Source organism: Bradyrhizobium sp. CIAT3101, from assembly GCF_029714945.1.
Taxonomy (GTDB): Bacteria; Pseudomonadota; Alphaproteobacteria; order Rhizobiales; family Xanthobacteraceae; genus Bradyrhizobium.
Map to the genome: position 1 here is coordinate 3399139 of NZ_CP121634.1, position 26945 is coordinate 3426083.

A 26945-nucleotide genomic window follows, 5' to 3' on the forward strand; every position below is an offset into this window, starting at 1 on the left:
TTCGATGCCGTGCCGGCGATCGAGCCTAGCACAATCTGAGGGAGGCTGGAGACCTTCGTTGGGGCAGCAGAGCTTTGATGAGGGGCCTTGGGAACTTATGCGAGCACGTCGTCGCTAAGCTTTAAATCCTGGTCAATCCACAGCTTGCCGCCAGCCGCACGAGCTGCGCATCCGTGCGTGTGCCGGTCTTGGTCTTGATCAGATAGTGATAATTCTGGACCGTCTTGACGCTGAGATTGAGATGCGTCGCGATCTCTTCGGTGGTGGCGCCGCCGGCGAACTGGCGCAAGATCTCGATCTCGCGCTCGCCCAACTGATCCAGCGCCGAGCCTGTCGACAGGCTGTCCTCGGCCAGGACATGCGCGATGTCGTCGCTCATGGCGCGCTCGCCGCGGGCGACGCTGCGGATGGCGTTGACGACGGCGAAGGGCGCGCTGCTCTTGGTGACGAAGCCGGAAGCGCCGGCACTGAAGGCGGCTTTCACCAGCACGGCCTCGTTGTGCATGGTGAAGACGAGGATCCGTGCCCGCGCATTGCGCGCGCGGATGTTGCGGATCGCCTCGAGCCCACTGGCGCCGGGCATCGAGATGTCCATCACGACGACGTCGGGGTCGTGCGTCTTGAAGGCGCCGTAGGCGTCGGCGGCATTGTCGGCTTCCGCTACGACGTGGAGATCACCCTGGCTCTCCAGCACGCGCCGGTAGCCCTGACGGACGATCGGATGGTCGTCGACCAGCAGCACCGCGATGCCTGTTGCTGCGACCTCGCTCATGACGGCCTCATGCGGCAAGCGGGATCGTCGCGGCGACGCTGAGCCCGCGGCTTGCGGGCAGGATCGACAATGATCCGCCGGCGGCTGCGACACGCTCGCGGATGCCGGTGAGGCCGAAACCGGCCGAGCGCGCCACGCGCGCCGCATCGCCGCCGCCGTCATCCTCGACGCGGATCAGCAGCGCATCGTCCTCGCCTGCGCAGCGTTCGACGTGCAACGAGATCTCGCGGGCCGCACCGTGGCGCAGCGCATTGGTCAGGCATTCCTGGGCGACGCGATAGGCGGTCGTGGCGGCCGGACCGCTGATGTCGGTGAGGTCGCCCTTGAGGTCGAGCTGGATCGTCGGCTGCGTCGCGCTCTGCGAGCGCCAGCTGTCGACGAGATTGACGAGGCTGGCTTCCAGCCCGAGCTCCTCGGGCAGGGGATTGCGCAGGCGCTTCAGTGCATCGCGCAGCGAGGCCATCAGATGGTGCGTGGCCTGCGAGATCATGCGCGCGTCCTGCGCGACGCCATGATCCCTGTCTTTCGTACTCGCCGTCTCGATCGTGTTGGCGAAAGCGAGGATGGCGGAGAGATTTTGCCCGAACTCGTCGTGCAGTTCGCGGGCGAGCGCGCGCCGCTCGTCGTCGCGGATCTCGATCAGGCGCCGCGTCAGCGCCGCGCGTTGTTCGACGGATTCTTCCAGCCGGCTGCCCAGCGCATCGACGGCCCCGCCGATCATCCCGAGCTCCATGGAGCGGAAGCGCGGCAGCTTGGTGCGATACTGGCCGCGCGCCATGCGTTGCAGGGCAAGCACAATGGCCCGCGCCGGTGCCAGCGTGTGCGCGATCGCGAGCGAGGCGAGCAGGGCGATCGCCGCCGCCATCAGCAGCGCGACGTCGATCACGTTGAGAATGTACTCCCAGGCGAGCGAGATTGCGGCCGCTTGATCCGGTGTCGCAACTACCGTTCCGGCGGCTGCCGCCCGGGGGCTGACCGGCCGTACCACCTCGGCGTGGCTACCGAGGAAGGTCGGAACGATGGACGCGAACCAGCGTGGCGGCACCCTGCCGATCCCCTGGCTCTGGCCGCACAGCGGCTTTTCGAATGCAGTCGCCGGCTGGAACTCGACGCAGACGCCGGGCGAGATCAGCTTCATCGTTTCCAGCGTTCGCCACTCCGGAACCGGCATGAGATGCTCGCGCATTCTGCTGCTGCGCAGCAAGAGCTCGTGCCAATACAGCCCCTGAAGCGCCTGCGCGACCCGCTGCGCGGACGTCGCAGTCGCCCGGTCGACGCTGCGATAGGCATCGAACGTGGCCCATAGGGTCGCCGCGCCCAGGCAGAGCGCAACGATGAGAAGCAGACGGGCGACAAGCTGAAGCACGAGGCGCATGCGATCACCCCAAAGTTTGGTAAGCTCAGCCTAACAACGCCGTCGCGCCTTGCCAATTGCAGGGCACCGCAAGATTGCAGTTCGGGCAAATTTCCCAAGCCGGATTGGGCATGGGTCTTTGGACCGGACGCGGCGGCTTTGATCTAATCGGGGTGGAATCGCAGGTCAGGAGCAGTGCAGCATGAGTTCGATGACGATTGGACCGATCGCGAACACGGCGACCGACCCATCCGAGCGCAGCGCGCTGCTGTTCTGGATGATCTTCACAGGGCTATCGATCTTTGCCGTGGTGCTGCTGTGGCGGTTCGGCCTGATCCATCTGATGCTGACCTCGGACCGCACCTACATTTCGAGCGTGATCGCGGTGCTCTATATCCTGACCTGCGGTCATTGCTTCCTGCGTACGCGGGCGATCGCGCGTGAGGGGGCGGCTGCACGGCGGTGCCGCACAGTGCTGGCGGCGCCTGATGGCAGCAAGGTGCTCGATGCGAGCGCGCCTGCGCTGCCGCGCGGGTTGGTGCGGGATCACATCGAGAGCCTCGTCACCAAGGCCGCCGCGCAGGATTACCGGCCGGTCGATCAGACGCTGCTGCTACGGACGCTCGCCGACCGGCTCCGCGGCTCCAACGGGTTCGGAGCCTTCGTCTCCGACACGCTGATGAAGCTCGGCCTGCTCGGCACCATCATCGGCTTCATCATCATGCTGGCGCCGATCGCCGGACTGGATGCCGCCGACAAGGTCGCGATGCGCTCCTCGATGGGGCTGATGAGCGACGGCATGGCGGTTGCGATGTACACGACGCTGGCCGGCCTCGTCGGTTCCATCCTGGTCCGCGTCCAGTATTACATGCTGGATTCCGCGACCCAGCGGGTGTTCTCCGATGCCGTGGTGCTGACCGAGACCTATGTGACGCCGGTGCTCGAGCGCAAAGGTGCTGGAACGCCGTCATGATGGATGATTTCGGTCTCTATCCGCGCGAGGAGCAGTTCGATCCCTTGGGCGTGATGTTGTTCAAGGCGCTCCAGGTGGTCGCCTTCCTGTTCTTCCTTGCTCTGCTTGCGGTCTCCCCGGACGCCAAGGAGGGCAAGATCGACTCCAAGGCCGAGTTCATGATCACGCTGGACTGGCCGGACAATCACCCGGACGATCTCGACCTGTTCGTGCAGGACCCCGCCGGCAACATCGCTTGGTATCGCCACCGCGAGGCCGGCTTTCTCACGCTCGACCGCGACGACCGCGGCGGGGCCAACGATTTCATCATGGTCGCCGGCAAGAAGATCGCTTCGCCCATTCGCGAGGAGATCGTGACGTTGCGCGGTATCGTGCCCGGTGAATACACCGTCAACGTCTCGCATTTCGTCGCCACGACCGGCGAGCCGGTGACGGCCAATGTGAAGGTGCAGAAGCTCAACCCGACCGCCCAGGTGGTCTTCGACAACAAGTTCACGCTCGACCACACCGGCGACGAGAAGACCGCAGTGCGGTTCCGGCTCGATGCCGAGGGCAAGGTCATCGATGTCAGCCAAAGGCCGAAATCGCTGATGGAGACCTTTCGCAGCACCTGGCGCAATGGGGCCGATCTCGACCCGAGCACCGGTGTGAGCGCGAACGTAAAGAGGATCCGCCGTGATTAATCTGCAGACGGTCATCCTCACGCTGTCTGTTGCCTATGCCGTGATCGGTGCGCTGCTGCTGGTCGTGCTGGTCTATGCGCGGCTGCACTGGTCGCTCAAGGCTGTCGCAGTGGTGGTGACCAGCGCCTTCTATGTCGTCAGCTTCACCGAAATGCGCGGGCTGCTCGGCTGGGCCAGCACCGACCGGCTGCCTGCCAACTTCAAGCTGCTCAAGGCGCGGATCGTCGAGCCGCATTCGCTGGAGGGCGATCCCGGCTCGATTTATCTCTGGGTCGAAGAAGTCGACGAGGATCATCGTCCGAGCGGCATCCCGCGTGCCTTCCGCGTCCCCTACAACGACACCCTGGCCGACAAGACCCATGCAGCCGAGAACGAGATCGCTGCGGGCCACCCGCAAGGCGGACGCGCGGCGGATTTCGGCGGCGGCGAGGGCAGCCTGATCGACATGGTCCGGGAATATGTGACGCCCAAGGTCATCCTCGAGACCAGCGGCGGCGATTCCTCGACCGGGGAGTTCAGCGCCCCGCCGGCCGGCGCGCAGGGAGCGGTCTTCACGCCGCTGCCGCCGCCCCGGATGCCGCCCAAGGACGAGGAATAGGCTCTTCACCATCACGTCAGCGCGGCGCTGGTCAACCGCCCCGCGCTGGCGCATCTTGCCCGCCTCCCTCAAATTGGCTTTATCGGCGTCAATTAGGAGTTTGAGGGTGGAGGGTGCGTGCTTCTCGCTGTCTTCTCGGATATCCACGGCAACCGGCAGGCGTTCGAGGCATGCCTGAAGGCGGCCCGCGCCAGGGGGGCGGAGCGCTTCGTCATGCTCGGCGATTTCGTCGGCTATGGTGCCGATCCGGAATGGGTCGTGGATACCGCGATGGAGCTGGTCGCCCAGGGGGCCGTCGCCGTCCGCGGTAATCACGACCAGGCTGTGAACTCCTCGTCCGAAACCATGAACAATGAAGCCCAGATCGCCATGGAATGGACGCGCGGACGGCTCGACGCCGCGCAGCGCCGGTTTCTCGCCGAGCTGCCGATGCTCGTCGAGGACGGTGACCGTCTGTTCGTGCACTCGGAGGCGTCTCATCCCCAGCGCTGGCACTACATTCGCTCGACGGCGGACGCCGCCAGGAGCCTGATATCGACCCCCGCCCACGTCACCTTCTGCGGCCACATTCACCGTCCCGCGCTCTATTCGATGTCGGTGACGGCAAAGATGACGGGACTCGTGCCGAAGACCGATGTGTCCGTGCCGCTCCTGCGCGGGCGGCAATGGCTGGCCGTGCTCGGCGCGGTCGGCCAGCCGCGTGACGGTGATCCATCGGCGGCGTTCGCGCTGTTCGATACGGTCTCATGCCAGGTCACGTATTGCCGCGCGCCCTATGACGTCGCGACCGCGGCGAGCCGGATCCGTGCGAACGGCCTGCCGCACTGGCTCGCCGACCGGCTGTCGGAGGGGCGCTAGAAGCCGATGCCGATACCCCTGGTCAAACCCGGCGCCGTCATCGACGGCTACACCATCGGCGAATGCGTGCATGCCGGCGGCATGGCGACGCTCTGGACCGTCACGCGTGCCGATATCGACGCGCCGCTGCTGATGAAGATTCCGCGAGCGTCCGAGGGCGAGGACCCGGCGGCGATCGTCTCCTTCGAGATGGAGATGATGATCCTGCCCCGCCTGACGGGACCCCATGTGCCGCATTGCTACGGCACCGGCGATTTCGCGCATCAGGCCTACGCCGTGATCGAGCGCATTTCGGGGACGACACTCTACAAGCGGCTGCCCGACCTGCCGCTGCCTTACGACGAAGTCCGGCTGCTCGTCGCGAAGATCGCGACCGCGCTCGCCGATCTGCACCGGCAGAACGTGATCCATCACGACATCAAGCCGAGCAGCATCATGTTCCGGGACGATGGTGAGGCGGTGCTGATCGACTTCGGCCTGTCGCATCACAACCATCTGCCCGATCTCTTGCAGGCGGAGTTCCGCCTGCCTTACGGCACTGCGCCCTATATGGCGCCGGAGCGGCTTCGGGGCGTGCGCGACGATCCGCGCAGCGATCTGTTCTCGCTCGGCGTGCTGCTGTATTTCTTCACCACCGGCGAACGTCCGTTCGGCGAGGGTGAGACGCTGCGCGCGATCCGGCGCCGGCTGTGGCGTGATCCCTATCCGCCGCGCGCACTTCGTCCGGACTATCCGCCCTGGCTCCAGGAGGTGGTGCTGCGGTGCCTCGAGATCGAGCCGGACTGGCGCTATCCGACGGCCGCGCAGCTCGCCTTCGATCTGACCCATCCGGACCTGGTCAAGCTCACCGCGCGCGCGGAGCGGACGAAGCGCGATCCGCTCAGTGTCGCCTGGCGGCGCCGTTTCAATCCCGACGTCAAACAGCCGGGTGCGAGATCGGACCTCGCGACGCAAATGGCGATGAGCCCGATCGTCGCGGTCGCGCTCGACACGGCGGAGGGTGCGCCGGAGCTGAACGAGGCGCTGCGGGTCACCACGGAACGCATCCTGACAACCTTGCCGTCAGCACGGCTCACCTGTGTCAACGTGCTGAAGCTCAATCGCATTGCCGTCGACAAGACGCTGGACGAGCAGGGCTCCAACAAGCACATCGACCGCCTCGTCGCGCTCCGGCATTGGGCTACGCCCTTGAAGCTCGACGAAAGCCGGCTGTCGGTTCATGTGCTGGAAGCCGTCGATCCCGCCACGGCCCTGCTGGAATTCGCCGAGATGAACTCGGTCGACCATCTCATCATCGGGGCGCGGCAGAATTCGTTCAGGCGCACCTGGCTCGGCAGCGTCTCGGCCAAGGTGGCTGCGGAGGCGACCTGCACCGTCACCGTGGTGCGGCCGCCGCGGATGGCTGCGGCGAAACCAGACGCCGGCGTGGTGTGGGGCTAGGGACGATCACGCCGCGCAGGCGGTTTGGACCGAACGCTTGCGGCGGATCGGCCAGGAGAATTGAGGTCCGGGCTCGCCGTGATCCGCGCCGCCGCCGAAGTACTGAATGATCTCGCGGCAGGGTTCGCAATTGAAGAGGTTACGCGACGCTGACGCTTTGGTCATTTCCTTCAGGCAGTTCGGGCAGTGCGGCTTCATTAGTTCAGAGTCCAGTTTAGAATTTCAGTACCGGTGTGGTGACCGGAGCGGGTAGTCGAGGTCCGCCGTGTCGGCGACCGGATCCTCGCGCATATCGCCTTCGGGGCGTTCGAGCCGGCCGAAGAAGAAATCGAGATCCGGATGCGGACGCCGCGGGAGACGGCACCTGCGTTTCGGCTGACGCTTCACGAGTGCGAATTGCACGGTGTCAGATCCGGTCGCGACGGATGTTACGAACCGATCGTACCGGGACCTGCACTGGTCCGGCCGACGGGCCAAACACAACAAACGCACAAAAACCAAGCCACAACGCCACGCCAGTCCAAACCAGGGTCGTCGTCATGATGTGCTCCCGTGAAAACAGGCAAGAATCACTAGCAGTGATTTGCGCGAATCAGGGAAGTCCGGAGGAGTACGGAAAGAGGTTGTAATTTTAACCATTGCGCGCTGCGGCGCGCCAAGGGTCGCGACGAGTCGCGACCCTTGCCGGTTAAACGAGCGATGGCGTGTGGATCAGATCGCTTCGCCGCGGGCCCCGAGCGCCGCGTTGCGGATCGCCGCGATGTTGGTCCTGTAGGCGTCCTGCGTGCCGCCTCTGAACACGGAGGTGCCGGCGACGAAGGCATTGGCGCCGGCCGCGGCCAGCGCGCCCGCATTGTCGGGGCCGACGCCGCCATCGACCTCGATGTCGATCGGCCGGCCGGCAATCATCGCGCGGATGTCGCTGACCTTGCCGATCGCGGAGCGGATGAAGGCCTGGCCGCCGAAGCCCGGATTGACCGACATCACCAGCACGAGGTCGACCAGGTCGATCACGTATTCGAGCACGCTGATCGGCGTGCCCGGATTGAGCGAGACGCCCGCCTTCTTGCCGAGCGCGCGGATCGCCTGGAGCGAGCGGTGCAAATGCGGACCCGCTTCGGCATGCACGGTGATGTGGTCGCAGCCGGCCTTGGCAAAGGCCTCGAGATAGGGATCGCAGGGCGAGATCATCAGATGCGCGTCGAACACCTTCTTGGTGTGCGGGCGCATCGCCTTGATGACGTCGGGGCCGTACGAAATATTGGGAACGAAGTGGCCGTCCATCACGTCGAGATGGATCCAGTCGGCGCCCGCGGCGTCCACCGCGCGCACCTCCTCGCCGAGCCTGGAGAAATCCGAGGCCAGGATCGAGGGCGCGATTGCCAGGGGGCGAGGGGCGAAGGCTTGGGTCATGGCGCTGTTTCCCGTGGCGGCATGGGGGCGAATGGCCTCGCCTAACATGGGCCTCTCAGCCGGGCAATGCAGGGAGGGCGAGCTTCCTGTGGGCGGAAAATTCTGCCGTCGGCGGCACGAATTGCCGATGTTCCCCGGTCCTGAGAAGCGAGGCGGACACGGATTTCATTGAGCTTTTCGCGCTGGCACGTCGCTTGCTGACCTGACGGCCAGAACATTGGCTGCGGCATGCCGCATGGGTTGGAGTTGTGCAATGTTGTTTGCGCTTGGCGCCGTCTCGAGTGCGCTTGATGCGATTCAATCGCTGACGAACTCGAAGTCCTCGTCGTCGACCCAGAAGACGGGGTCGTCGCAAGGCGCGACCGATCCGTTCGCGATCGACACCAGCAGCAACAGCACCAGCAGTGGCGCGACCTCGTCGGTCAATTCCGGCAATTGCGCGCAGATCTCGCCGGAGACGATGAGCGCGCTGATCGCCGCGCAAAGCCAGTCGTCGGACAGCACGAGTGCTACGTCCAGCTCGACCAGCTCCACATCGTCGAGCGCGACGTCCTCGACGTCGACGAGCCGGGACGATGCGTTGAAGGATCTGTTCTCGCAGCTCGACGCCAATGGCGACGGCCAGATCAGCAAGTCCGAGTTCGAGAACGCACTGGGCGCCGGCGGCACCAATCTGGCGCAGGCCGACGACGTGTTCTCCAAGCTCGATGGCAATTCCGACGGCAGCGTCAGCCTCGACGAGATGTCGAAGGCGCTGAAGGGCAGCGGCCATCACGGCGGCCACCATCATGCGCAGGCCGCGAGCAGCTCGGACGATGCGTCGGGCAGCGGCTCGGATTCCTCGTCGTCCTCGTCGAGCGGCGGGTCGACCTCGACCACGACGACCGGCGCCGATGGTTCGACCACCACCACCGTCACCTATGCCGACGGCTTCAAGATGACGACGACGGTCCCGGGCGCTTCCAGCTCTTCGAATGGCTCGGGTGCAGGCAATTCGCCCTATGACTGGTTTGCGCAGATGATGCAGCGCCAGGGGCAGGGATCGTCCGCTGCCTCGGCCTCTTCCTCGATGTCGATGAGCGTGTAAGCGCGCTCTGAGGTCCTAGCCGAACCGATCCTTCCACGCCGGCAGCGCGCCCGGGAACGGCAGCGCGGTTGCGCTGTAGATGCCGCGGGCGATCGCACGCGCGACGACGTTGGCAGCGACCATGCCGAGCTCGGTCATGCCGATAAGCGGATCGATCAGCTTCGCACAGGTCGCGGCGGCGAACAGCACGTCACCATCGGTCGGGGCATGGACCGGATAGATCGCGCGCGCGAAGCCGGTATGCGCGATCATCGCCAGCCGTTTGGCCTGGGGCTTGGTCAGCACCGCATCGGTGACGACGACGCCGATCGTGGTGTTCTCGCGCTCGGTTGCGGCGGGGCCACCCTTGATGCGCATCCTGAGCATGTCGTCCGTGAACGCAGCAGGCAGGCCGCGGCCGCCGAACTCGTTGTTGACCTCGAACGGGGCCGCCCAGAACCACGGCCCATCGCCGACGGTGGCGCTGCCGACTGCATTGACGGCGATCAGCGCTGCGACCGTAACGCCGCTGCTGGTGACGGCGGATGCCGAGCCGAGCCCGCCCTTGAACGTCGCGGTGGTGGCACCGAAGCCGGCGCCGACGCTGCCGAGCGCGAACTCCGTCCCGGTAGAGACGGCCGCGGCGTAGCCGAGATCGCGATAGGGCGCGAAGCGGCCCCACGCCTTGTCGCCGCCATTGAGCAGGTCGAACAGGATCGCGCCCGGCACCAGGGGAATCAACGCGCCACGGATATTGAGACCGCGGCCTTGTTCGGCGAGCCAGGCTTGCACGCCGCCGCCGGCCTCGATCCCGAAGGCGGAACCGCCGGACAGCGCGATCGCATCGACGCGATCCTGTGTGCTGGCAAGGTCGAGCATCGTGTCTTCGCGCGTGCCGGGGCCGCCGCCGCGGACATCGATCGCCGCCACCGCCGGCTGGTCGAACACGATTGCCGTCGTGCCCGAGGCGAGTTTTGCATCATGGGCATGGCCGACGCGGACGCCGGCGATATCGGTGAGGAGGTTTTTCAAGGACGGCACTCCGCTGCATCGTCTCAGCGATAGCGCAGCCGGGCGGCAGGCTCAACTCGCCAGCGCCGTCCTGAGCATCTTGGCGAGCTCCGACTTGCGATAGGGCTTTGCCAGCAGCAGCACGCCGGAATCGAGCCGGCCGTGATGGACGATGGCGTTTTCCGTATAGCCTGAGGTGAACAGCGTCTTCAGCTCGGGACGTCGCCGCGCCGCCTCGTCGGCGAGCTGGCGGCCGTTCATGTTGCCGGGCATGATCACGTCGGTGAAGAGCAGGTCGATGTCCTTGTCGGCATCGATGATGACGAGGGCTTCGGCCGCGTTGGCCGCTTCGAGCGCGGTGTAGCCGAGGCTCTTGACCTGGGTCATGACATACTGCCGAACCAGTGCGTCGTCCTCGACGACGAGGATTCTCTCGTCGCCGCCGGTGATGGGTACGTTCTGGAGCGCCTCGTATTCGGTCTCCTGCACGCCGGTGGAGCGCGGCAGGTAGATCTTCACGCTCGTGCCGTGGCCCTCCTCGCTGTAGATCTTGATGTGGCCGCCGGTTTGCTTGACGAAGCCGAACACCATGCTGAGGCCGAGGCCGGTGCCCTTGCCGACTTCCTTGGTGGTGAAGAAGGGGTCGAACACCCGTTCGATCAGCTCCGCCGGAATGCCCGAGCCGGTGTCGCTGACCGCGATCATCACGTAATTGCCGGCGACGACGTCGGGATTCATGCTGGCATAGCCGTCGTCGAGGAAGATGTTGCGGGTCTCCAGCACCAGCGTGCCGCCGTCGGGCATCGCATCGCGGGCGTTCAGCGCGAGATTGAGGATCGCGGTGGAGAGCTGGCCCGGATCGACCAGGGCGGGCCAGGCATCCTCGGTGAGCTGCGGCATGATCGAGATCTGCTCGCCGAGTGTCGGGTGCAGCAGCTTGGCCGCCTCCAGCGTCAGCGCATTGACGTCGATCTCGCGCGGCTGAAGCGGCTGCTTGCGGGCGAAGGCGAGCAGGTGCTTGGTCAGTTGCGCACCGCGCTCGGCGGCATCATCGATCAGCTTGGTGATGGCGGCGAGCTCTGGCCGGTCGGCAACCGCATCCGCCAGGATCCCGATCGTGCCGGTGATGACGGTGAGCACGTTGTTGAAATCGTGGGCGACGCCGCCGGTCAGCTGACCGATCGAATCCATCTTCTGCGCCTGCCGGAACTGGGCTTCCGCAGCCTGCTTCTCGGTCAGGTCGCGACCGATGAAGAAATGGCGCTTCACCGGCTCGGACCAGGTCCCCATCCAGTTCAGCGAGACCTCGTGACCATCGAAATGGTAGTAGCGCGCCTCGAAGCTGCGCTTGGTCTGGCCGCGGCGCGCCGCGCGCATCTCGCTGCGCGTATTCTCGAGGTCGTCGGGATGGATGAAGTCGGTCGCGCTAAGCCCGATCATGTCTTCCGGGCTCAGGCCGAGAATGTCCTTCACGCTCGGGCTGACCTGGATGAAATTGCCGAAACCGTCGGTGACGAGGATCAGGTCGCGCGAGGTTTCGAAGATGCGCTGGCGCTCCTCGGTTTCGCGGCGCAGCTTCTCGCGCGATTGCTTTTCCTCGGTGATGTCGTGGGCGATCTTGGATGCGCCGATGATTTGCCCGTTGTCCGATCGCAGCGGCGAGACGTTCAGGACGACGTCGAGTTGACGGCCGTCCTTGCGGGTGCGGACCGTCTCGTGCTGGGCGATCGACTCGTTGCTGCTGACGCGGTTGAGCATGCCCCTGGCTTCGGCCCTCCGGTCCTCCGGCACCACGAGATAGATCGATTGGCCGACCGCCTCGCTCGCGGAATAGCCGAACAGATGCTCGGCGGCCTTGTTCCAGCCGGTGATGATGCCGTCGAGCGATTCGGTGATGATCGCATCGTTGGAAGACTCGACAACGGCGCCATACAGCGCGAGACGTTTTGTGTAGAAGTCGCGATCTGACGCCGATTGCTCGCGCAGCCGGCCGACGAGGCCAACGGTGTGCGCCTGGAGGCGGACGTTCTCGATCAGCAGCACGGCGAGCACGAAGCTCGCGGCAAGGAGGCCGTAGAGGCGACCGACGTAGAAGCCGAGATCGTAGCGGGCCACGTTGACGATCGCTGACAGCGCGATGTCGAACAGCCAGGCACACATCGTGACCATGAGCCAGACGTCGATCACCGTATGCGGCTTGCGGAACCACAGCGTCACCAGCGCCGCGAAACTCAAGGACCAGACGAACGACACCACGCCGATCATGGTGGTGGTGTAGCGGCCGTCCCTGAGCAGGACCGGCAGCAGATCGTGCTGCGCCGTGACAATCCAGGCGATAGCGACCATCGTGACGATCACGCCGAGGATGACGAGCATGATGGGACGCGCGGTCGGTCCGTCGATCCTGCTATCGCCGTTGCCGTCCTTGAGCCAGCCATAGGCCAGCACGAACAGCGGAAACCCGCCGTGCCAGATCATGTAGAGCCAGACCGTGGTCTGCGTGCTCGCGCCCAACAGCCCGGTCGGTGCGAACAGCCCCGGGAAGGTGAGGGCGTGGGTCACCGCCGCTGCCGCGGTGAACAGATAGCCGGTCGACAGCAGCAGCAGCGCGCGGCTGCGCAGCACAGCGAATTGCGACAGCAGCAGAACCGCGGTGATGATGTCGCTCACGGCGAGCGCCGACTGGTAGCTGGCCACGAAGGCCGGCACCTGGGCCAGCGGCCTGCCGGCGAACGGGACAGTCAGCGCGAACAGGATCGCGGAGATGCCGACGATCGCCAATGCTGCAGTGCGATCGCTCTGCGCGGCCGGCAAGGTCGACAGGAATGTGCTTCGGTCGTTCTTTGCGTGCACGTTGACCTCTCGCTGGGTCGGCATGGGTAGTCCACATGACTTCGTTGGCCGGCTGCCTTGGTCTTCATGGTAGCCGGCTCCGGGCGCGTGTCCGAACGGGAAGCGCCCACGACTCAACCGAGGGTTACAGCTTACTTAACTCGAACAGGGAATCGGAATAGGCAATCGGTAAGGTTGGCTTTACTGGACCGACCCATACTGCCTTGGCGCACGCCGCCGTTGAATTGAACCAATTAATGATATGAATCCGGGAGTTGTTCCCATGCCTCGTGTCCTTGTTGTCGACGACCAGAAGGACGTCCGCGCCATGGTCTCGATCGTGCTTCGGGTCAACCGCTTCGACGTCGTTGAAGCGGAGAGCGGCGCGGCCGGCCTGAAAGCCTTCGGCGAGGACGTTTTCGACGCAGCGATTGTCGACATTTTCCTGACCGACACCAGCGGTATCGAGGTCATGGCCGCCATTCGCGAGCGGGTTCCCGGATTTCCGATCGTAGCGATATCAGGCATGACGACGCTGGACTTCATGGGCGAGGCACCCGGCCTGGACGGCGTGGTCTGCCTGCAAAAGCCGTTTCGGCCGAATGACCTGCTGCAAGCGCTCCGGAAGGCGCAAGATGCCGCGGGCGACGAGCTGTCCGCAGCCGTCTGATCGGACTGAAAAAGAAAACGCCCCGGCGAACCGGGGCGTCGACGTCGGTCTGGTTAAAGGGTCAGGCGTCCTGTCTCAGGTGCCGTTGCCCTTGATCTCGGCGTAGCCGCCCTTCGCGTCCCACTTGTAGACGACGTAGTCGAGCTGCTTGATGTCGCCCTTGGCGTCATACTCGATCGGGCCGATCACGGTGTCCCACTTGCCGGCCTTCATCGCCTCCATGACCTTCTTGGCGTCGGTGGTGCCGGCCTTCTTGGCAGCCTGCGACCAGACCTGCATCGCCGCGTAGGTGTAGAGCGTGTAGCCTTCGGGATCGATGTTCTTGGCCTTGAACGCGTCGACGATCTTCTTCGCGGTCGGCTTGTTGCGCGGGTCGGGACCGAAGGTGAAGAGCGTGCCTTCGCCGGCGGGGCCGGTGATGGAGGCGTATTCCTTGTCGGCAAGCGCGTCGCCGGCCATCAGGATCGTCTTGAGGCCCTGGTCGCGCATCTGGCGCAGGATCAAGCCGCTTTCCTGGTGGTAGCCGCCGACATAAACGAGATCGATGTTGTCGCGCTTCAGGCGCGAGACGATCGCGTTAAAGTCCTTGTCGCCCTTGTTGTAGGACTCGTACATCTTCTCGGTGATGCCGGCCTTGTTGAGCGCCTTCTTGGTCTCGTCCGCAAGACCCTTGCCGTAGGTGGTCTTGTCGTTGAGGATCGCGATGTTCTTGCCCTTGAAGTTCTTGGCGATGTACTGCGCCGCGATCAGGCCCTGCTGATCGTCACGGCCGCAGACGCGCGCCACGTTCCAGAGCTTGCGCTCGGTGAAGAGCGGGTTGGTCGAGGCCGGCGTGATCTCGAGCACGTTGCCGTCGGCATAGGCTTCGGACGCCGGGATCGACGATGACGAGCAGTAGTGCCCGGCGACGAAGGGGATCTTGGCGCCGGCGATCTTTTCCGCAACCGAGCGGGCCTGCTTGGGATCGCAGGCATCGTCCTCGACGTTGAGCGCGAGCTTCTTGCCGTTGACGCCACCGGCGGCGTTGATATCAGCCACGGCCATCTCGGCGCCGTTCTTCATCTGCCGGCCGAATGCGGACTCCGTGCCTGTCATCGGGCCTGCGACTGCGATGGTGACATCCTGCGCGAATGCCGCGCTCGACAGCGCGATCGACGCACCGAATGCCAGACCGATGAGCTTTAGTGATTTCATGAGATACCTCGCGGGTGATCGCCTGTGGAAGTTGCCGGGTTGGCCCGGTTCAAACCGGCGCCATTCTTGATTGAATCCTGGGAGAAGTCACCGGCAAAATACGGGCATAGGCGCAGATATTTCGGCGCATTGCGTCGCGTTCGAGGCGGACGCCCCGCGGACCTGGGCGGCTCAGCCGTGCCGGCCGCCTTCCAGATAGGCGGCGCGAATCTCAGGGCGCTGCAGCAACTCGGCGCCGGTTCCGGCAAGCGTGATCAGGCCATTGACCATGACGTAGCCGCGATGGGCGAGCTTGAGCGCGTGGTTGGCGTTCTGCTCGACGATCAGGACGGTCAGGCCGTCCTGCCGATTCAGGGTCCGGATCGCGTCAAAAATCTGGCGGGCGATCAGCGGGGCGAGCCCGAGCGAGGGTTCGTCGAGCAGGAGCAGGCGCGGGCGGCTCATCAGGGCGCGCCCGATCGCCAGCATCTGCTGCTCGCCGCCGGACAGCGTGCCGCCGCGCTGGACGTAGCGCTCCTTCAGCCGTGGAAACAGCGTGAACACGCGCTCCAGCGTCGCCGCGCGCTCCGCATCGGTGCATTCGGTCGCGTCCGCGCCCATCTGGAGGTTTTCCGCCACGCTCATGCGCGGGAAGATGCGGCGCCCCTCCGGCGACTGCGCGATGCGCAAATGCGCGATCTCGTGGGTGGGGACGTCGGTGATGTCGCGGCCTTCGTACAGGATCTGGCCGGCGCGGGCGCGCGGCTTGCCGAAGATCGTCATCATCAGGGTCGATTTGCCGGCACCGTTGGCGCCGATCAGCGCCACGATCTCGCCGGCGCTGATCTCGACGTCGACGCCCTTCAGCGCCTCGATCTTGCCGTAGGCGGCGCGCAAGCCCCGAATCGCGAGCAGGGGAGTGGAAGCCGACGTCACGTTCCGCTCTCCATCACGGCCGCGGCCTCTTCCTCGTCGGTGCCGAGATAGGCGGCGATCACCTTGGGATCGTCGCGGACCTCTCGCGGCGTGCCCTGCGCGATCTTCACGCCATGGTCCATCACCACGATGTGGTCGGAAATCTCCATGACCACGGACATGTCGTGCTCGATCAGGAGGATCGAGGTGCCGAGCTCGTCACGGATCGATAGCAAAAGCTCGCTGAGTGCGGCGCTCTCGCGCGCATTGAGGCCGGCGGCCGGTTCGTCCAGGCAGAGCAGCGCGGGCTCGGTGCACATCGCGCGCGCGATCTCGAGCCGGCGCTGGTCGCCATAAGCGAGATTGCCGGCGGCGTCATCGGCGCGATCGAGCAGATTGATCCGCTTGAGCCAGTCGGTGGCGAGCGCGATCGCCTGCTTCTCGGCGTCGCGATAGGTCGGGACGCCGATCAGGCCGAGAAACGTAAAGCCGGAAGCGCGCATCAGGGCATTGTGCTGCGCCACCATCAGGTTCTCCAGCGCCGTCATGCCGGGAAACAGCCGGATGTTCTGGAAGGTGCGGGCGACCTTGGCCTGCTTGGCGATGCGGAAATCGTTGAGCCGTTCCAGCGCGATCTGCCGGCCGTCGTCGTGCGTGAGGCGAATGGCGCCGCCGCTCGGCTTGTAGAAGCCGGTGATGCAGTTGAAGACGGTGGTCTTGCCGGCGCCGTTGGGCCCGATCAGCGCGGTGATCTTCTTGCGTTCGGCGGCGAACGACAGCTCCTGCACGGCGACGATGCCGCCGAAACGCATGGTGAGCCGGTCGACGCTGAGTATTGGCTCGCTGCTCATCCGTGTCCCTCCTTGACGAGGTCGGAGGAGATGGCTTGCGCCTTGGTCAGAAACACGGTCGGTGCACGATGGCCGATGATGCCGCGCGGCCGCCAGATCATGATCAGCACCATCGCCATGCCGAACACCAGCATGCGGTAGGTCTCGAGGCTGCGGAACAGCTCGAAGCCGCCGATCATGGTGAGTGCCGCAAGCGCGACGCCGAGCTGCGAACCCATGCCGCCGAGCACGACGATGGCGAGCACCAGGGCCGATTCCTGGAAGGTGAAGGATTCCGGGCTGATGAAGCCCTGGCGGGTTGCGAAGAACGCGCCGGCAAAGCCGCCGAACATGGCGCCCGTTGCGAATGCCGTGAGCTTGGTGGTCGTGGTGTTGATGCCGAGCGCGCGGCAGGCGACCTCGTCCTCGCGCAGCGCTTCCCAGGCGCGGCCGATCGGCAGGCGGCGCAGGCGGATCGTGACCCAGTTGGTCAGCAGCGCCATCGCCAGGATCAAATAGAACAGGAAGACGATGCGATGGGTCGGCGAGTACTCGATGCCGAGCTTTGCAGCCAGCCCGTCGTCGCTGTTGTCGAGCGGAATGCCGAAGAAGGAGGGCCGGGGAATGCCGGAGACGCCGTTCGGACCACCGGTCAGTTCCTGCCAGTTGATGATGACGAGGCGGATGATCTCGCCGAAGGCCAGCGTCACGATCGCGAGGTAGTCGCCGCGCAGGCGCAGCACGGGAAAGCCGAGCAGCACGCCCCAGAACGCGGCAAGGATGCCGGCGAGCGGCAGGCAGGTCCAGAACGACCAGCCGAAACTGGTGGCGAGGAGCCCGTAGGAATAGGCGCCGACCGCGTAGAAGGCGACGTAGCCGAGATCGAGCAGGCCCGCGAGCCCGACCACGACGTTGAGGCCCCAGCCGAGCATCACATAGGTGAGCACGAGGATCGCGAGGTCGAGGATGTAGCGCTGGTTATAGAAGATCACGGGCACCAGCAGCGTGAAGATCAGGAGCGCCGGGGCGAGGTAGCGGCCGATGAACGATATCCCGCTTTGCACGCTGGCGGGCACCAGCTTCTCAGCGCCGGTCGGACCGATCCATTGCCTCAGCAGCTCGATCACGATCGAGCCGCCGAACACGGCGCCGACGAGCGAGGCGAGGTCGCCGAAACGCGTCCAATAGGTGAGCTGGCCGTCGGAGCCCGCCTCGGTGCGGATGCCGACCATCAGCGAGAACAGCACCAGCGCGATCGCTGCGTTGATGAAGGCGGTCTTCAGAAGGAAGGGGATGCCGGCGGTGCGACTTGCTTTGGCGATCTCGTGCGGGGTGGCTGTCACGCGGGGCGGTCCGTCAGACTTTTTCGACTTCGGGACGGCCGAGCAGGCCGGTCGGCATGAAGATCAGCACGACGATCAGGATCGAGAACGCGGCGACGTCCTTGTACTCGACCGAGAAATAGGCCGACCAGAACGTCTCGATCAGGCCGATCGCGAGGCCACCAAGCATGGCGCCGGGCAGCGAGCCGATGCCGCCGAGCACGGCGGCGGTGAAGGCCTTGATGCCGGCGACGAAGCCCATGAAGAAATCGACCAGGCCGTAATAGAGCAGGTACATCAGGCCGGCGACCGCGGCGAGCGCGGCACCGATCACAAAGGTCATGGAGATGGTGCGGTCGACGTCGACGCCGAGCAGCGCCGCCATGGTCTGGTCCTGCTCGCAGGCGCGCATGTCGCGCCCGAGCCGCGTGCGCGAGACCAGCCAGGTGAAGATCGCCAGCAGCACGATGGTGGTGAGGACCACCATGATCTGGATGTTGGAGAGCTGGATCACGAAGCCGTCCGCGCTCTCATGCAGCGTGTAGCCGCCGGTGATGAAAGGCGGGATCGGCTTGACGCGCGCGCCTTGCGCGATCTGCGAGTAGTTCGTCAGCACGAAGGACATGCCGATCGCCGACAGCATCGGCGCGAGGCGGAAGGAGTGGCGCAGCGGCCGGTAGGCGATGCGCTCGATGGTCCAGCCATAGAGTGCCGTGATCGCCATCGAGACCAGCAGTACCACAAGCAGGATCACCGGGATCGCGGTCAGGCCGAGCGAGATCAGGATCAGGAAGGTGATCAACGCGATGAAGCCGCCGATCATGAAGACGTCGCCATGGGCGAAATTGATCATGCCGACGATGCCGTAGACCATCGTGTAGCCGATCGCGATCAGGCCATAGATGGAGCCGAGCACGAGGCCGTTGATGAGCTGCTGGGTGAAATAATCCATAGGCTGCCGTTACCCAAACCTGACGCGACTCAAAGGGAGGACTTCGAGAGAGTGATAAAGTTTCTTCTCGGGCCCCGGCAGCCCTTGAGCGTTCTTCCCGTTTTGTAACAGGAGGGAACTGGCGGCTGCAACTGTCGATGTCTCGGCATAAAGGCTTGTACAGAGGTCATTTCGGTGACGGATGTCATGTCCAGTTCCCGCAACTGCGAGGAACCGGGTTCCGCATAGCAACCAAATGAGCTGCCGCCTGTTGTTTCCCCACTGACGTCCAACAAGGGAGTTTGCCCCATGACGAAGCAGCAGAACCAGAACGCGGGCCAGCAAGGCCAGAACCCGGGCCAGCAGCAGGGTGGCGGTCACAAGCCGGGCCAGCAGCAGCAGGATCCGCAGCGCCAGGGCGACAAGCCCGGCCAGCAGCAGGGCGGTCAGCCTCGTCAGGACAACAGGTAGTTTTGGGAGCCCAAGCGCAACCCAAGCGTAACAAGAGTAACAAAGAGGGTCCCGCCGCAAGGCGGGGCCTTTTTCCTTGGATGAGGAGGCCAGCCGGGCGATTAAGGTAAACAAAGGGTTTAAATTGCCGCCACAGTCCGATGCGAGTTAGCTCCCGGCAAAGCCTTCCCTCGAAGGCGGGTAGCAGGCGAAGCGGGAAACGGCATGTTCACGAATTGGCGGATCGGCTCGATCAACGGCGCGCTGCTGGCGGCTTATTTCATCCCGGCCTGGACGATGGTCGCCTTCAACATCATGGTGGCGCCCGTGCACGGCCTCTATGAGCGGCCGAGCGTCGCGGTGGCGCTGTTTCTCAGCGACCAGCTTCAGATGTCCGGCATGAGCACGGTGCGCGCGGCCTGGCTGCTGGCGCTCGGGCGTCTGACCGTGGTGGCGTTCTTCGCGATCTATCTTGCGCTGCTCGCCATTCCGCGCACCCGCAAGAGCGGCGCCAGCGACGAGGCGCTCGGCATTGCGCTCGCGATCGGCAGCCTGATCTCGTTTGTGAGCATGGTGATGGCCTCGAAGGTCGGCGAGATGGCCGCGCTTCGGCTGCATGCCACCGAGCTTCTGCTGCTGCTCGGTGCCGCGGTCGTGCTGGTGATCGAGCGGCCGGCGCCTGCGCCGAAGACCGTCGATGTCGCGGATACTGTGCCGACAGGTCTTGAATCGCTAGGGCTTGAGCAGGCCGAGCTCCTGCACAATCGCTGAGGCTTCCTTGACGGCGTGGTTTGCCGCCGGGACGCCGCAATAGATCGCCTGCTGCAGCAGAATTTCCTTGATGTCGTCGGGGGTGAAGCCGCCCTCGGCGAGCGCCGCGCGCACGTGCAGGCGGAATTCGTCCCATTGCCCGAGCGCGACCATGGTGCCGATCACCAGGACCCGCCGCGTGCGTTCGTCGAAATGCGGCCGCGTCCAGATCTCGCCCCAGGCGTAGCGGGTGATCATGTCCTGGAAGTCGGTGTTGAAGGCGTTCCGGTTGGCGATCGACTTGTCGACCCAGGCATTGCCCAGCACTTTCCGGCGCACGTTCATGCCGGCATCGCGGCGCTTCTGATCGTCCATATCTATCCTCCTCTCCGCAATGACGAGCTGCGAAACTACCTTTGCGTCAAAAATCCCACCACCGCGTCGGTGAACGCGTGCGGCTGCTCGACATTGGAAATGTGGGCGGCGTCGATGATGGTCATGCTGGCGCCGGGAATGCTCGAGCGGATCAGCTCGCCCGCAGAGATCGGGGTTGCCTGGTCGTGGCGGCCGGCGATCACCAGCGTCGGGCTCTTGATGTCAGGCAGCAGCGCACGCTGGTCGAGCGTCGACAGCGCTTCGCAGCAGGCGAGATAACCCTCGACCGGGGTCGCGAGCAGCATCGCCTTCATCCTGGCGGTGATGTCAGGCTCGCGCTCGCGGAAATCCTGGGTGAGCCAGCCGGCGATCACGCCGTCGGCGACCGCGGCGATGCCGCCCTTCTTCACGGCGTCGATGCGTTCCAGCCATTTGGTCGGCTCGGCATAGTAGCAGGAGGTGTTGGCGAGGATGAGCTTGCCGAAGCGCTCCGGCGCGTTGGCGCCGAGCCATTGCCCGACCATGCCGCCCATCGACAGGCCGCACCAATGCACCTTCTCGATGTTGAGGTCGTCGAGGATCGCCAGCACGTCGCGACCGAAGCGTTCCATCGTATAGGGTGCGGGGGCTACGCTTGACTTGCCGTGGCCGCGGCGGTCGTAGCGGATGACGCGGAACACCTGCGTCAGCGCCTTCATCTGCGGCTCCCACATCTGCAGCGTACAGCCGAGCGAGTTGGAGAGCATCAAGGTCGGCCCGCCGTCGCGGCCCTCGACGGAGACATTGATCAGGCAACCGTCGGCATCGATCATGGGCATGCGGCGTCTCCGTTTTATGTCCGCTCAGGGCTGCTCTATTCGCGATCGAGGCTGTCGAGCAGCCGGTCAATCATGGCCTGCGACGCCCCTTGATAGGCCATCGGCTCGAACAATGCCGTGATTTTCTCGGGCGTCAGATGCGCAGTGACCTGCGAATCGGCGGCGAGAATTTCGCGCAAGTGTTTCTTCTCGGCAACCGCGCGCTTGCTCGCGGCCTCGATCAGATGATGGGCGTCGCTCTTGCCGATCTTGTCGGCCAGCGCAAAGGTGACGGCTTCCGCCATGATCAGCCCGTGCGTCGCATCGAGATTGCTGCGCATGCGCGCGGCATCGACGTCCAGCCCCTCGGCGATGTCGACGATCGCGGCAAGCGCGCCGGAGGTGACCAGCATCAATTGCGGCAGCGTCGGCCATTCTGCGTGCCAGGGGCCGGCGCTACGCTCGTGGTCCTGCACCTGGGCCGCGAAAATTGTCGCGGCGAGCTGCGGCGCCATGGTCGCGCAGCCAAGCGCGCTTGCGGCCGCGACCGGGTTGCGCTTGTGCGGCATGGTCGACGAGCCGCCACGGCCTTCGCCGGCGGGCTCGAAGGCTTCACCGACATCGGTCTGCATCATCAGCGAGACGTCGCGCGCGATCTTGCCGCAGGTGCCGGCGAGAATCGCGAAGCTTGAAGCGGCCTCCGCGATGCGGTCGCGATGGGTGTGCCAGGGTGCCTCGGGCAGCGGCAGGCTCAGCTCCTGCGCCAGCCGTTCGGCCACCGCGAGCCCGTTGTCGCCGAGGGCTGCAAGCGTGCCGGCGGCGCCGCCGAATTGCAGTGCAAGGCCCTCGCGGCGGAGTCGCCGCAGGCGGCAGCGGGCGCGGGCGAGGCTCGATGCGTATTCGGCCGCCTTCAGCCCGAACGGCATCGGCAGCGCGTGCTGAAGCCAGGTCCGTGCCACCATCGCGGTGTTGCGATGGGCGCGAGCAAGTGTCGCAAAGCCCTTGATGGCGCGGCTGAGATCAGCGTCCAGCGCATCGATGGCGGCGCGCAAGCCGAGCATGGTCGCGGTGTCGATGACGTCCTGGCTGGTCGCCCCCCAATGCACGTAGCGGGCGGCTTCGACGTCGGCCTTGCCGACATCGGCGGTTAGCGCCTTGACCAGGGGAATCGCGAGATTGCCCGACCGGATCGCGGCCTCGGCGAGGGCGGTCAAATCGAAGGCGTCGGCCTTGCAGGCGGCTTCGATCGGGCCCACGGCGGACGCGGGAATCACGCCCGCGGCGGCCTCGGCCCGGGCCAGGGCTGCCTCGAAATCGAGCATGTTTTGCAGGGTGGAGCGGTCGTCGCAGACGTTGCGCATGGCTGCGCTCGACAGCATCGGCGCAAGCAGGGGGGAGAGGGCTGTGCTCATGTTGCGGCGGACCTAATCACCATGCCCCGGCTCTGCCAATCCCTGACCGACCGCACAAGGCATTTTGCAGGTGCGAATATGCATTGCACGTGACCGGGGGCTGCCCTTTCCTTTGCGGCCTCCGTGCGTTACTTGAGCAATATTATTCTGATGCGATCCGGGAGGCTCCCCCATGGCCATGACAATGAACGGCGAAGTCCAGCTTGCGGCGCCGCGCGAGGCCGTGTGGGAGAAGCTCAATGATCCCGAGGTGCTGAAGGCCTGCATCCCCGGCTGCGAGGAGCTGGAGAAGACCGATGACGGCGGCTTTCGCGCAACCGCAAAAATGAAGGTCGGCCCGGTCTCGGCGCGCTTCAAGGGCAAGGTGACGCTGAGCGATCTCGACCCGCCGAACGGCTACAAGATCTCGGGCGAAGGCGAGGGCGGCGTGGCCGGCTTTGCCAAGGGGGGCGCCGTGGTGAAGCTTGCGGAGAAGGACGGCGGCACGCTGCTGTCCTACGAGGTCGAGGCGCAGATCGGCGGCAAGTTGGCGCAGCTCGGGCAGCGCCTGATCAACGGCACCGCCAAGAAGCTGGCCGACGAGTTTTTCGCGAATTTCGCCAAGGCGGTACAAGGCTGAAACCTACCGCCTTTTGGCATGGCGGCTTGCGTCCCGGGCGATGTTGCCGAAGGGGACAAGGGCCAATATGATGGGTTGGAATAATTATAAAAAAGAACCGCTTCGACGGGACCCGTCGGGGCGCTGATAGAGAGTGCTTATGGCAAAAATCTCCCTTATCGTGAACGGCAATCCTGTTACCGGCAATGTCGACCCGCGTACGCTTCTGGTGCAGTTCCTGCGCGAGAATCTGCGGCTGACGGGCACTCATGTCGGCTGCGACACCTCGCAGTGCGGCGCCTGCGTCGTGCATCTCGACGGCAAGGCCGTGAAGTCCTGCACCACGCTCGCCGTGATGGCCGACGGCCACGAGGTCAAGACCATCGAGGGGCTGGCCGCCGACGGCGCGCGGCTGCATCCGATGCAGGAGGCTTTCCGTGAGCACCATGGCCTGCAGTGCGGCTTCTGCACGCCCGGCATGATCATGACCGCGATCGACATCGTGCATCGCAAGGGCCACGAGCTCGACGACCATACGATCCGCGAGGAGCTGGAAGGCAATCTCTGCCGTTGCACCGGCTACCAGAACATCGTCGCCTCGATCGCCGCCGGCGCGAAGGCGATGGCGAAATCCGATCTCGCGTAACCGCGCGCCCTCCGCGATCAGGACACCCTCATGTACGAATTCAAATACCATCGCCCCGGGACCGTGCGGCAGGCTGCCAACCTCCTGGTGAAGAACGAAGACGCCAAGGTGATCGCCGGCGGTCACACGCTGATTCCGGTCATGAAGCAGCGGCTCGCAAGCCCGCCGCATCTGGTCGACCTCTCCCACATCGAGGGGCTGAACACGATCGAGATGAAGGGCCGTTCCCTGGTGATCGGCGCCACCGCCAAGCATGCCGAGGTCGCGACCTCCGCCATCGTCGGCGAGGCGATCCCGGCACTGGCCAGCCTCGCCAGCCAGATCGGCGATCCCGCCGTGCGCCACAAGGGCACGATCGGCGGCTCGCTCGCCAACAACGATCCGACCGCGGATTATCCGGCCGCCGTGCTTGCACTCGGCGCGACCATCGTCACCAACAAGCGTCGCCTCAAGGCCGAGGAGTATTTCCAGGGTCTGTTCTCGACCGCGCTGGAAGCCGACGAGATCATCACCAAGGTGATGTTCCCGCTGCCGAAGAAGGCCGCCTACATCAAGTTCCGCAACCAGGCCTCGCGTTACGCCTTGGTCGGCGTGTTCGTGGCGCGGCGTCCGTCGGACGTGCGGGTTGCCGTCACCGGTGCCGGCTCGGACGGCGTGTTCCGCGTCGAGGCATTCGAGGAGGCGCTGAAGAAGCGGTTCTCGTCGAAGGTGCTCGATGGCATCGAGGTGCCGGTGGAAGGGCTGAACAGCGACATCCACGGCAGCGCCGAATACCGCGCGCATCTCATCGGCGTGCTGACACGGCGTGCGCTCGATGCCGCCAATGCCAAGGAATGAGTGGGCCTCACGATCTGGCCCAATACTTGCCCTTGTGAGGGCGTAGCGAGACTGGCTCTTTCATGACTTCAGCGACCTTGCCGGCATCGGTCGATGCGATGCTCGAACTCTTGACCTCGCGCGGCTACCTTGCCGAGCGGTCGTTGGCGACGGTGGCGTATCTTTCGCTGCGCATGGGACGGCCGCTGTTTCTCGAAGGCGAGGCCGGCGTCGGCAAGACCGAGATCGCGAAGGTGCTGTCTGCGGCGCTGGGGCGGAAGCTGATCCGCCTGCAGTGCTACGAAGGCCTCGATGTCTCCTCCGCGGTCTATGAGTGGAACAGCGCCGCGCAGATGATCGCGATCCGGATGGCGGAAGCCGCCGGCGATACCGACCGCGAGCAACTCTCGAGCGACATCTTCGCCGACCGCTACATGATCAAGCGGCCGCTGCTGCAGGCGCTGGAGCCCGACGTGGCCGGTCCGCCGGTGCTGCTGATCGACGAGCTCGACCGCGCCGACGAAGCGTTCGAGGCGTACCTTCTCGAGATCCTCAGCGACTTCCAGGTGACCATCCCCGAGTTCGGCACCGTGAAGGCGCCGCACCCGCCGATCGTCATCATCACCTCCAACCGCACCCGCGAGATCCACGACGCGCTGAAGCGGCGCTGTCTCTATCACTGGGTCGACTATCCCGCCGCCGAGCGCGAGCTCGCGATCGTCAAGTCGCGCGTGCCCGGCATCTCGGCAAAGCTGTCGCAGCAGGTCGTGCGCTTCGTGCAGGCGCTGCGCAACCAGGACTTCTACAAATCGCCTGGTGTCGCCGAGACCATCGACTGGGCCACCGCGCTGTCGGAGCTCGACGCCCGCTCACTGACCCCGCAGGTGGTCGGCGACACGCTGGGCGCGCTGCTCAAATATCAGGACGACATCACGCGGATGCAGGGCGATACCTTGCAGAAGGCGCTGAAGGAAGCGACGAGCGAGAGCTGATCTCGCGCCAAGACTGAACTCGTCAACCGGCGCGTCGCGACGGGGATGAGTGAGAGTGCTGAACCATGGCCATCAACCACCTCGCGCCTGAAAAGACCGAGCAGTTCGCCGACAATATCGTCGGCTTTGCGCGTGCGCTGCGTGCGACCGGCATGCCGGTCGGTCCGGGCGCGGTGATCGATGCCATGAATGCGCTGCAGGTGATCGACATCGGCAGCCGCGCCGACGTCTTCACCACGCTGGAGGCGATCTTCGTCAAGCGGCATGAGCATGCGCTGATCTTCAAGCAGGCCTTCAACCTGTTCTTCCGCGCCTCGGAAGAGTGGAAGCACATGCTGGATTCGGTGCCGTTGCCGGATGGCGCCAAGAAGAAGCCGCCGGCCGCCTCGCGTCGCGTCCAGGAAGCGATGTCGCAGCCGCGGATGACGGAGACGCCGCAGCACCAGGAGCAGGATCTGCGCCTGTCGGTCTCCGACAAGGAAATCCTTCAGAAGAAGGATTTTGCGCAGATGAGCGCGGCCGAGATCGCCGAGGCGCTCCGTGCCATCGAGATGATGCGGCTGCCGCAGGCGGAGCTCTTGACGCGCCGGCACCAGCCCGATCCGCGCGGCCTGCGGCTCGACATGCGTCGCACCCTGCGCGCGTCCTTGCGCACCGGCGGCGACATCATCGATATCCATCGCCTGGGGCGGATCGAGAAGCCGGCCCCGATCGTGGCGCTGCTCGATATCTCCGGCTCGATGAGCGAGTACACCCGCCTGTTCCTGCATTTCCTCCATGCCATCGGGGACGCGCGCAAACGCGTCTCGGTGTTCCTGTTCGGCACGCGGCTGACCAATGTGACACGCGCGTTACGCCAGCGCGATCCCGACGAGGCGCTGGCGAGTTGCTCGGCCGCGGTCGAGGACTGGGCCGGCGGCACGCGGATTGCGACCTCGCTGCACAACTTCAACAAATTGTGGGCGCGGCGCGTGCTGAGCCAGGGCGCCATCGTGCTCTTGATTTCCGACGGGCTGGAGCGGGAGGCCGATTCCAAGCTCGCCTTCGAGATGGACCGGCTGCACCGCTCCTGCCGGCGGCTGATCTGGCTCAACCCGCTCCTGCGGTTCGGCGGCTTCGAGGCCAAGGCCCAGGGCATCAAAATGATGCTCCCGCACGTTGACGAATTTCGTCCGGTGCATAATTTGAGCTCTATCCAGGAGCTGATCACCACGCTGTCCCGGCCGCTGCCGCCGCATCATCGCAGCCTGATCCGCCCCGCAGCCTGA

27 protein-coding genes are annotated in these 26945 nt (G+C 65.2%); 14 read left to right on the plus strand and 13 right to left on the minus strand.

The window, feature by feature from the left end:
* Nucleotides 1-121 precede the first annotated feature (121 nt).
* Nucleotides 122-772 (minus strand): response regulator transcription factor, encoded by a 651-nt coding sequence (locus QA645_RS15865; protein ID WP_283051389.1) that lies wholly within the window; start codon nt 770-772, stop codon nt 122-124.
* A gap of 7 nt (nt 773-779) precedes the next feature.
* Entirely contained in the window at nt 780-2147 is a 1368-nt protein-coding gene (locus tag QA645_RS15870; protein ID WP_283051390.1) for a histidine kinase, read from the minus strand.
* Between the two features lie 181 nt (nt 2148-2328).
* Between QA645_RS15870 and QA645_RS15875 the strand changes: the two genes are divergently transcribed.
* The 5 genes from QA645_RS15875 (at nt 2329) to QA645_RS15895 (ending at nt 6678) form a co-directional block, all read left to right on the plus strand.
* Entirely contained in the window at nt 2329-3099 is a 771-nt protein-coding gene (locus QA645_RS15875; protein WP_283051391.1) for a MotA/TolQ/ExbB proton channel family protein, read from the plus strand.
* Nucleotides 3096-3782 (plus strand): hypothetical protein, encoded by a 687-nt coding sequence (locus QA645_RS15880; RefSeq protein WP_254132470.1) that lies wholly within the window; start codon nt 3096-3098, stop codon nt 3780-3782. Before QA645_RS15875 ends, QA645_RS15880 begins: the two co-directional genes overlap by 4 nt.
* Nucleotides 3775-4380 carry a hypothetical protein gene (locus QA645_RS15885; protein ID WP_283051392.1) on the plus strand — a complete coding sequence of 202 codons (606 nt, stop codon included), beginning with the start codon at nt 3775-3777 and terminating at the stop codon, nt 4378-4380. Before QA645_RS15880 ends, QA645_RS15885 begins: the two co-directional genes overlap by 8 nt.
* Before the next feature lie 117 nt (nt 4381-4497).
* Nucleotides 4498-5238 (plus strand): metallophosphoesterase family protein, encoded by a 741-nt coding sequence (locus QA645_RS15890; RefSeq protein ID WP_283051393.1) that lies wholly within the window; start codon nt 4498-4500, stop codon nt 5236-5238.
* 6 nt (nt 5239-5244) lie between these two features.
* Nucleotides 5245-6678, plus strand: a complete 1434-nt coding sequence (locus QA645_RS15895; protein ID WP_254194399.1) for a bifunctional serine/threonine-protein kinase/universal stress protein — start codon at nt 5245-5247, stop codon at nt 6676-6678.
* Nucleotides 6679-7389: 711 nt separating this feature from the next.
* On the opposite strand, the gene rpe is transcribed toward QA645_RS15895, so the two are convergent.
* A complete protein-coding gene (gene rpe, locus QA645_RS15900; RefSeq protein ID WP_283051396.1) occupies nt 7390-8091 on the minus strand; it encodes a ribulose-phosphate 3-epimerase in 702 nt (233 codons plus the stop codon).
* A 253-nt stretch (nt 8092-8344) separates the two neighbouring features.
* On the opposite strand from rpe, the gene QA645_RS15905 reads away from it, so the two are divergent.
* Nucleotides 8345-9178 carry an EF-hand domain-containing protein gene (locus QA645_RS15905; RefSeq protein WP_254194397.1) on the plus strand — a complete coding sequence of 278 codons (834 nt, stop codon included), beginning with the start codon at nt 8345-8347 and terminating at the stop codon, nt 9176-9178.
* A 15-nt stretch (nt 9179-9193) separates the two neighbouring features.
* Here QA645_RS15905 and QA645_RS15910 read toward each other — a convergent pair whose 3' ends face one another.
* Together QA645_RS15910 and QA645_RS15915 are read right to left on the minus strand one after the other, a co-directional pair.
* Complete coding sequence (locus QA645_RS15910; protein WP_283051399.1) at nt 9194-10189, minus strand: P1 family peptidase; 996 nt, start codon at nt 10187-10189, stop codon at nt 9194-9196.
* Nucleotides 10190-10240: 51 nt separating this feature from the next.
* A complete protein-coding gene (locus QA645_RS15915) occupies nt 10241-13045 on the minus strand; it encodes a PAS domain S-box protein (RefSeq protein ID WP_283051401.1) in 2805 nt (934 codons plus the stop codon).
* Nucleotides 13046-13283: 238 nt separating this feature from the next.
* On the opposite strand from QA645_RS15915, the gene QA645_RS15920 reads away from it, so the two are divergent.
* Nucleotides 13284-13670 carry a response regulator gene (locus QA645_RS15920; RefSeq protein WP_283051403.1) on the plus strand — a complete coding sequence of 129 codons (387 nt, stop codon included), beginning with the start codon at nt 13284-13286 and terminating at the stop codon, nt 13668-13670.
* Between the two features lie 75 nt (nt 13671-13745).
* Here QA645_RS15920 and QA645_RS15925 read toward each other — a convergent pair whose 3' ends face one another.
* The 5 genes from QA645_RS15925 to QA645_RS15945 form a co-directional block, all read right to left on the minus strand.
* Nucleotides 13746-14864, minus strand: a complete 1119-nt coding sequence (locus QA645_RS15925) for a branched-chain amino acid ABC transporter substrate-binding protein (protein ID WP_254132461.1) — start codon at nt 14862-14864, stop codon at nt 13746-13748.
* A gap of 171 nt (nt 14865-15035) precedes the next feature.
* Nucleotides 15036-15779 carry an ABC transporter ATP-binding protein gene (locus QA645_RS15930; protein ID WP_254132460.1) on the minus strand — a complete coding sequence of 248 codons (744 nt, stop codon included), beginning with the start codon at nt 15777-15779 and terminating at the stop codon, nt 15036-15038.
* Complete coding sequence (locus QA645_RS15935) at nt 15776-16609, minus strand: ATP-binding cassette domain-containing protein (RefSeq protein WP_254132459.1); 834 nt, start codon at nt 16607-16609, stop codon at nt 15776-15778. Before QA645_RS15935 ends, QA645_RS15930 begins: the two co-directional genes overlap by 4 nt.
* Nucleotides 16606-17931, minus strand: a complete 1326-nt coding sequence (gene livM / locus QA645_RS15940; protein ID WP_283051406.1) for a high-affinity branched-chain amino acid ABC transporter permease LivM — start codon at nt 17929-17931, stop codon at nt 16606-16608. Before livM ends, QA645_RS15935 begins: the two co-directional genes overlap by 4 nt.
* Nucleotides 17932-17944: 13 nt before the next feature.
* On the minus strand, nt 17945-18862 hold the full coding sequence (locus QA645_RS15945) for a branched-chain amino acid ABC transporter permease LivH (protein ID WP_254132458.1): 918 nt from the start codon (nt 18860-18862) through the stop codon (nt 17945-17947).
* A 288-nt stretch (nt 18863-19150) separates the two neighbouring features.
* Here QA645_RS15945 and QA645_RS15950 point away from each other — a divergent pair, with 288 nt between their 5' ends.
* Together QA645_RS15950 and QA645_RS15955 are read left to right on the plus strand one after the other, a co-directional pair.
* Nucleotides 19151-19312, plus strand: a complete 162-nt coding sequence (locus tag QA645_RS15950; RefSeq protein ID WP_254132457.1) for a hypothetical protein — start codon at nt 19151-19153, stop codon at nt 19310-19312.
* A 204-nt stretch (nt 19313-19516) separates the two neighbouring features.
* Nucleotides 19517-20062 carry a hypothetical protein gene (locus QA645_RS15955; protein WP_254132456.1) on the plus strand — a complete coding sequence of 182 codons (546 nt, stop codon included), beginning with the start codon at nt 19517-19519 and terminating at the stop codon, nt 20060-20062.
* Here QA645_RS15955 and QA645_RS15960 read toward each other — a convergent pair.
* From QA645_RS15960 to QA645_RS15970, 3 genes are read right to left on the minus strand one after another with little or no spacing between them, the layout of a single operon-like run.
* Nucleotides 20024-20416, minus strand: a complete 393-nt coding sequence (locus QA645_RS15960) for a carboxymuconolactone decarboxylase family protein (protein ID WP_135169198.1) — start codon at nt 20414-20416, stop codon at nt 20024-20026. The genes QA645_RS15955 and QA645_RS15960 overlap by 39 nt on opposite strands.
* 35 nt (nt 20417-20451) lie before the next feature.
* Nucleotides 20452-21234 (minus strand): 3-oxoadipate enol-lactonase, encoded by a 783-nt coding sequence (gene pcaD, locus QA645_RS15965; RefSeq protein ID WP_254132455.1) that lies wholly within the window; start codon nt 21232-21234, stop codon nt 20452-20454.
* A gap of 35 nt (nt 21235-21269) precedes the next feature.
* Nucleotides 21270-22625, minus strand: coding sequence for a 3-carboxy-cis,cis-muconate cycloisomerase (locus QA645_RS15970; protein ID WP_283051407.1), 1356 nt, complete (start codon nt 22623-22625; stop codon nt 21270-21272).
* Between the two features lie 172 nt (nt 22626-22797).
* On the opposite strand from QA645_RS15970, the gene QA645_RS15975 reads away from it, so the two are divergent.
* The 5 genes from QA645_RS15975 to QA645_RS15995 all read left to right on the plus strand — a co-directional run bounded on the left by QA645_RS15975 (nt 22798) and on the right by QA645_RS15995 (nt 26945).
* Nucleotides 22798-23244 carry a carbon monoxide dehydrogenase subunit G gene (locus QA645_RS15975; RefSeq protein ID WP_254132453.1) on the plus strand — a complete coding sequence of 149 codons (447 nt, stop codon included), beginning with the start codon at nt 22798-22800 and terminating at the stop codon, nt 23242-23244.
* A gap of 139 nt (nt 23245-23383) precedes the next feature.
* Entirely contained in the window at nt 23384-23869 is a 486-nt protein-coding gene (locus QA645_RS15980) for a (2Fe-2S)-binding protein (protein ID WP_283051408.1), read from the plus strand.
* Nucleotides 23870-23899: 30 nt separating this feature from the next.
* Nucleotides 23900-24706: a xanthine dehydrogenase family protein subunit M gene (locus tag QA645_RS15985; protein WP_254194391.1), complete on the plus strand. Its 807-nt coding sequence runs from the start codon at nt 23900-23902 to the stop codon at nt 24704-24706.
* 62 nt (nt 24707-24768) lie between these two features.
* Entirely contained in the window at nt 24769-25677 is a 909-nt protein-coding gene (locus tag QA645_RS15990; protein WP_283051409.1) for a MoxR family ATPase, read from the plus strand.
* 65 nt (nt 25678-25742) lie between these two features.
* On the plus strand, nt 25743-26945 hold the full coding sequence (locus QA645_RS15995) for a VWA domain-containing protein (protein WP_254132450.1): 1203 nt from the start codon (nt 25743-25745) through the stop codon (nt 26943-26945).

Coding starts and splice junctions, on each gene's coding strand:
- QA645_RS15960 (WP_135169198.1), bottom strand. CDS start 20,416: ATGGACGATCAGAAGCGCCGCGATGCCGGCATGAACGTGCGCCGGAAA.
- QA645_RS15970 (WP_283051407.1), bottom strand. CDS start 22,625: ATGAGCACAGCCCTCTCCCCCCTGCTTGCGCCGATGCTGTCGAGCGCA.
- QA645_RS15985 (WP_254194391.1), top strand. CDS start 23,900: ATGTACGAATTCAAATACCATCGCCCCGGGACCGTGCGGCAGGCTGCC.
- QA645_RS15950 (WP_254132457.1), top strand. CDS start 19,151: ATGACGAAGCAGCAGAACCAGAACGCGGGCCAGCAAGGCCAGAACCCG.
- QA645_RS15980 (WP_283051408.1), top strand. CDS start 23,384: ATGGCAAAAATCTCCCTTATCGTGAACGGCAATCCTGTTACCGGCAAT.
- QA645_RS15865 (WP_283051389.1), bottom strand. CDS start 772: ATGAGCGAGGTCGCAGCAACAGGCATCGCGGTGCTGCTGGTCGACGAC.
- QA645_RS15905 (WP_254194397.1), top strand. CDS start 8,345: ATGTTGTTTGCGCTTGGCGCCGTCTCGAGTGCGCTTGATGCGATTCAA.
- pcaD (WP_254132455.1), bottom strand. CDS start 21,234: ATGCCCATGATCGATGCCGACGGTTGCCTGATCAATGTCTCCGTCGAG.
- QA645_RS15975 (WP_254132453.1), top strand. CDS start 22,798: ATGGCCATGACAATGAACGGCGAAGTCCAGCTTGCGGCGCCGCGCGAG.
- QA645_RS15875 (WP_283051391.1), top strand. CDS start 2,329: ATGAGTTCGATGACGATTGGACCGATCGCGAACACGGCGACCGACCCA.
- QA645_RS15870 (WP_283051390.1), bottom strand. CDS start 2,147: ATGCGCCTCGTGCTTCAGCTTGTCGCCCGTCTGCTTCTCATCGTTGCG.
- QA645_RS15990 (WP_283051409.1), top strand. CDS start 24,769: ATGACTTCAGCGACCTTGCCGGCATCGGTCGATGCGATGCTCGAACTC.
- QA645_RS15925 (WP_254132461.1), bottom strand. CDS start 14,864: ATGAAATCACTAAAGCTCATCGGTCTGGCATTCGGTGCGTCGATCGCG.
- QA645_RS15895 (WP_254194399.1), top strand. CDS start 5,245: ATGCCGATACCCCTGGTCAAACCCGGCGCCGTCATCGACGGCTACACC.
- QA645_RS15935 (WP_254132459.1), bottom strand. CDS start 16,609: ATGAGCAGCGAGCCAATACTCAGCGTCGACCGGCTCACCATGCGTTTC.
- QA645_RS15920 (WP_283051403.1), top strand. CDS start 13,284: ATGCCTCGTGTCCTTGTTGTCGACGACCAGAAGGACGTCCGCGCCATG.
- QA645_RS15915 (WP_283051401.1), bottom strand. CDS start 13,045: ATGCCGACCCAGCGAGAGGTCAACGTGCACGCAAAGAACGACCGAAGC.
- rpe (WP_283051396.1), bottom strand. CDS start 8,091: ATGACCCAAGCCTTCGCCCCTCGCCCCCTGGCAATCGCGCCCTCGATC.
- QA645_RS15995 (WP_254132450.1), top strand. CDS start 25,743: ATGGCCATCAACCACCTCGCGCCTGAAAAGACCGAGCAGTTCGCCGAC.
- QA645_RS15945 (WP_254132458.1), bottom strand. CDS start 18,862: ATGGATTATTTCACCCAGCAGCTCATCAACGGCCTCGTGCTCGGCTCC.
- QA645_RS15880 (WP_254132470.1), top strand. CDS start 3,096: ATGATGGATGATTTCGGTCTCTATCCGCGCGAGGAGCAGTTCGATCCC.
- QA645_RS15955 (WP_254132456.1), top strand. CDS start 19,517: ATGTTCACGAATTGGCGGATCGGCTCGATCAACGGCGCGCTGCTGGCG.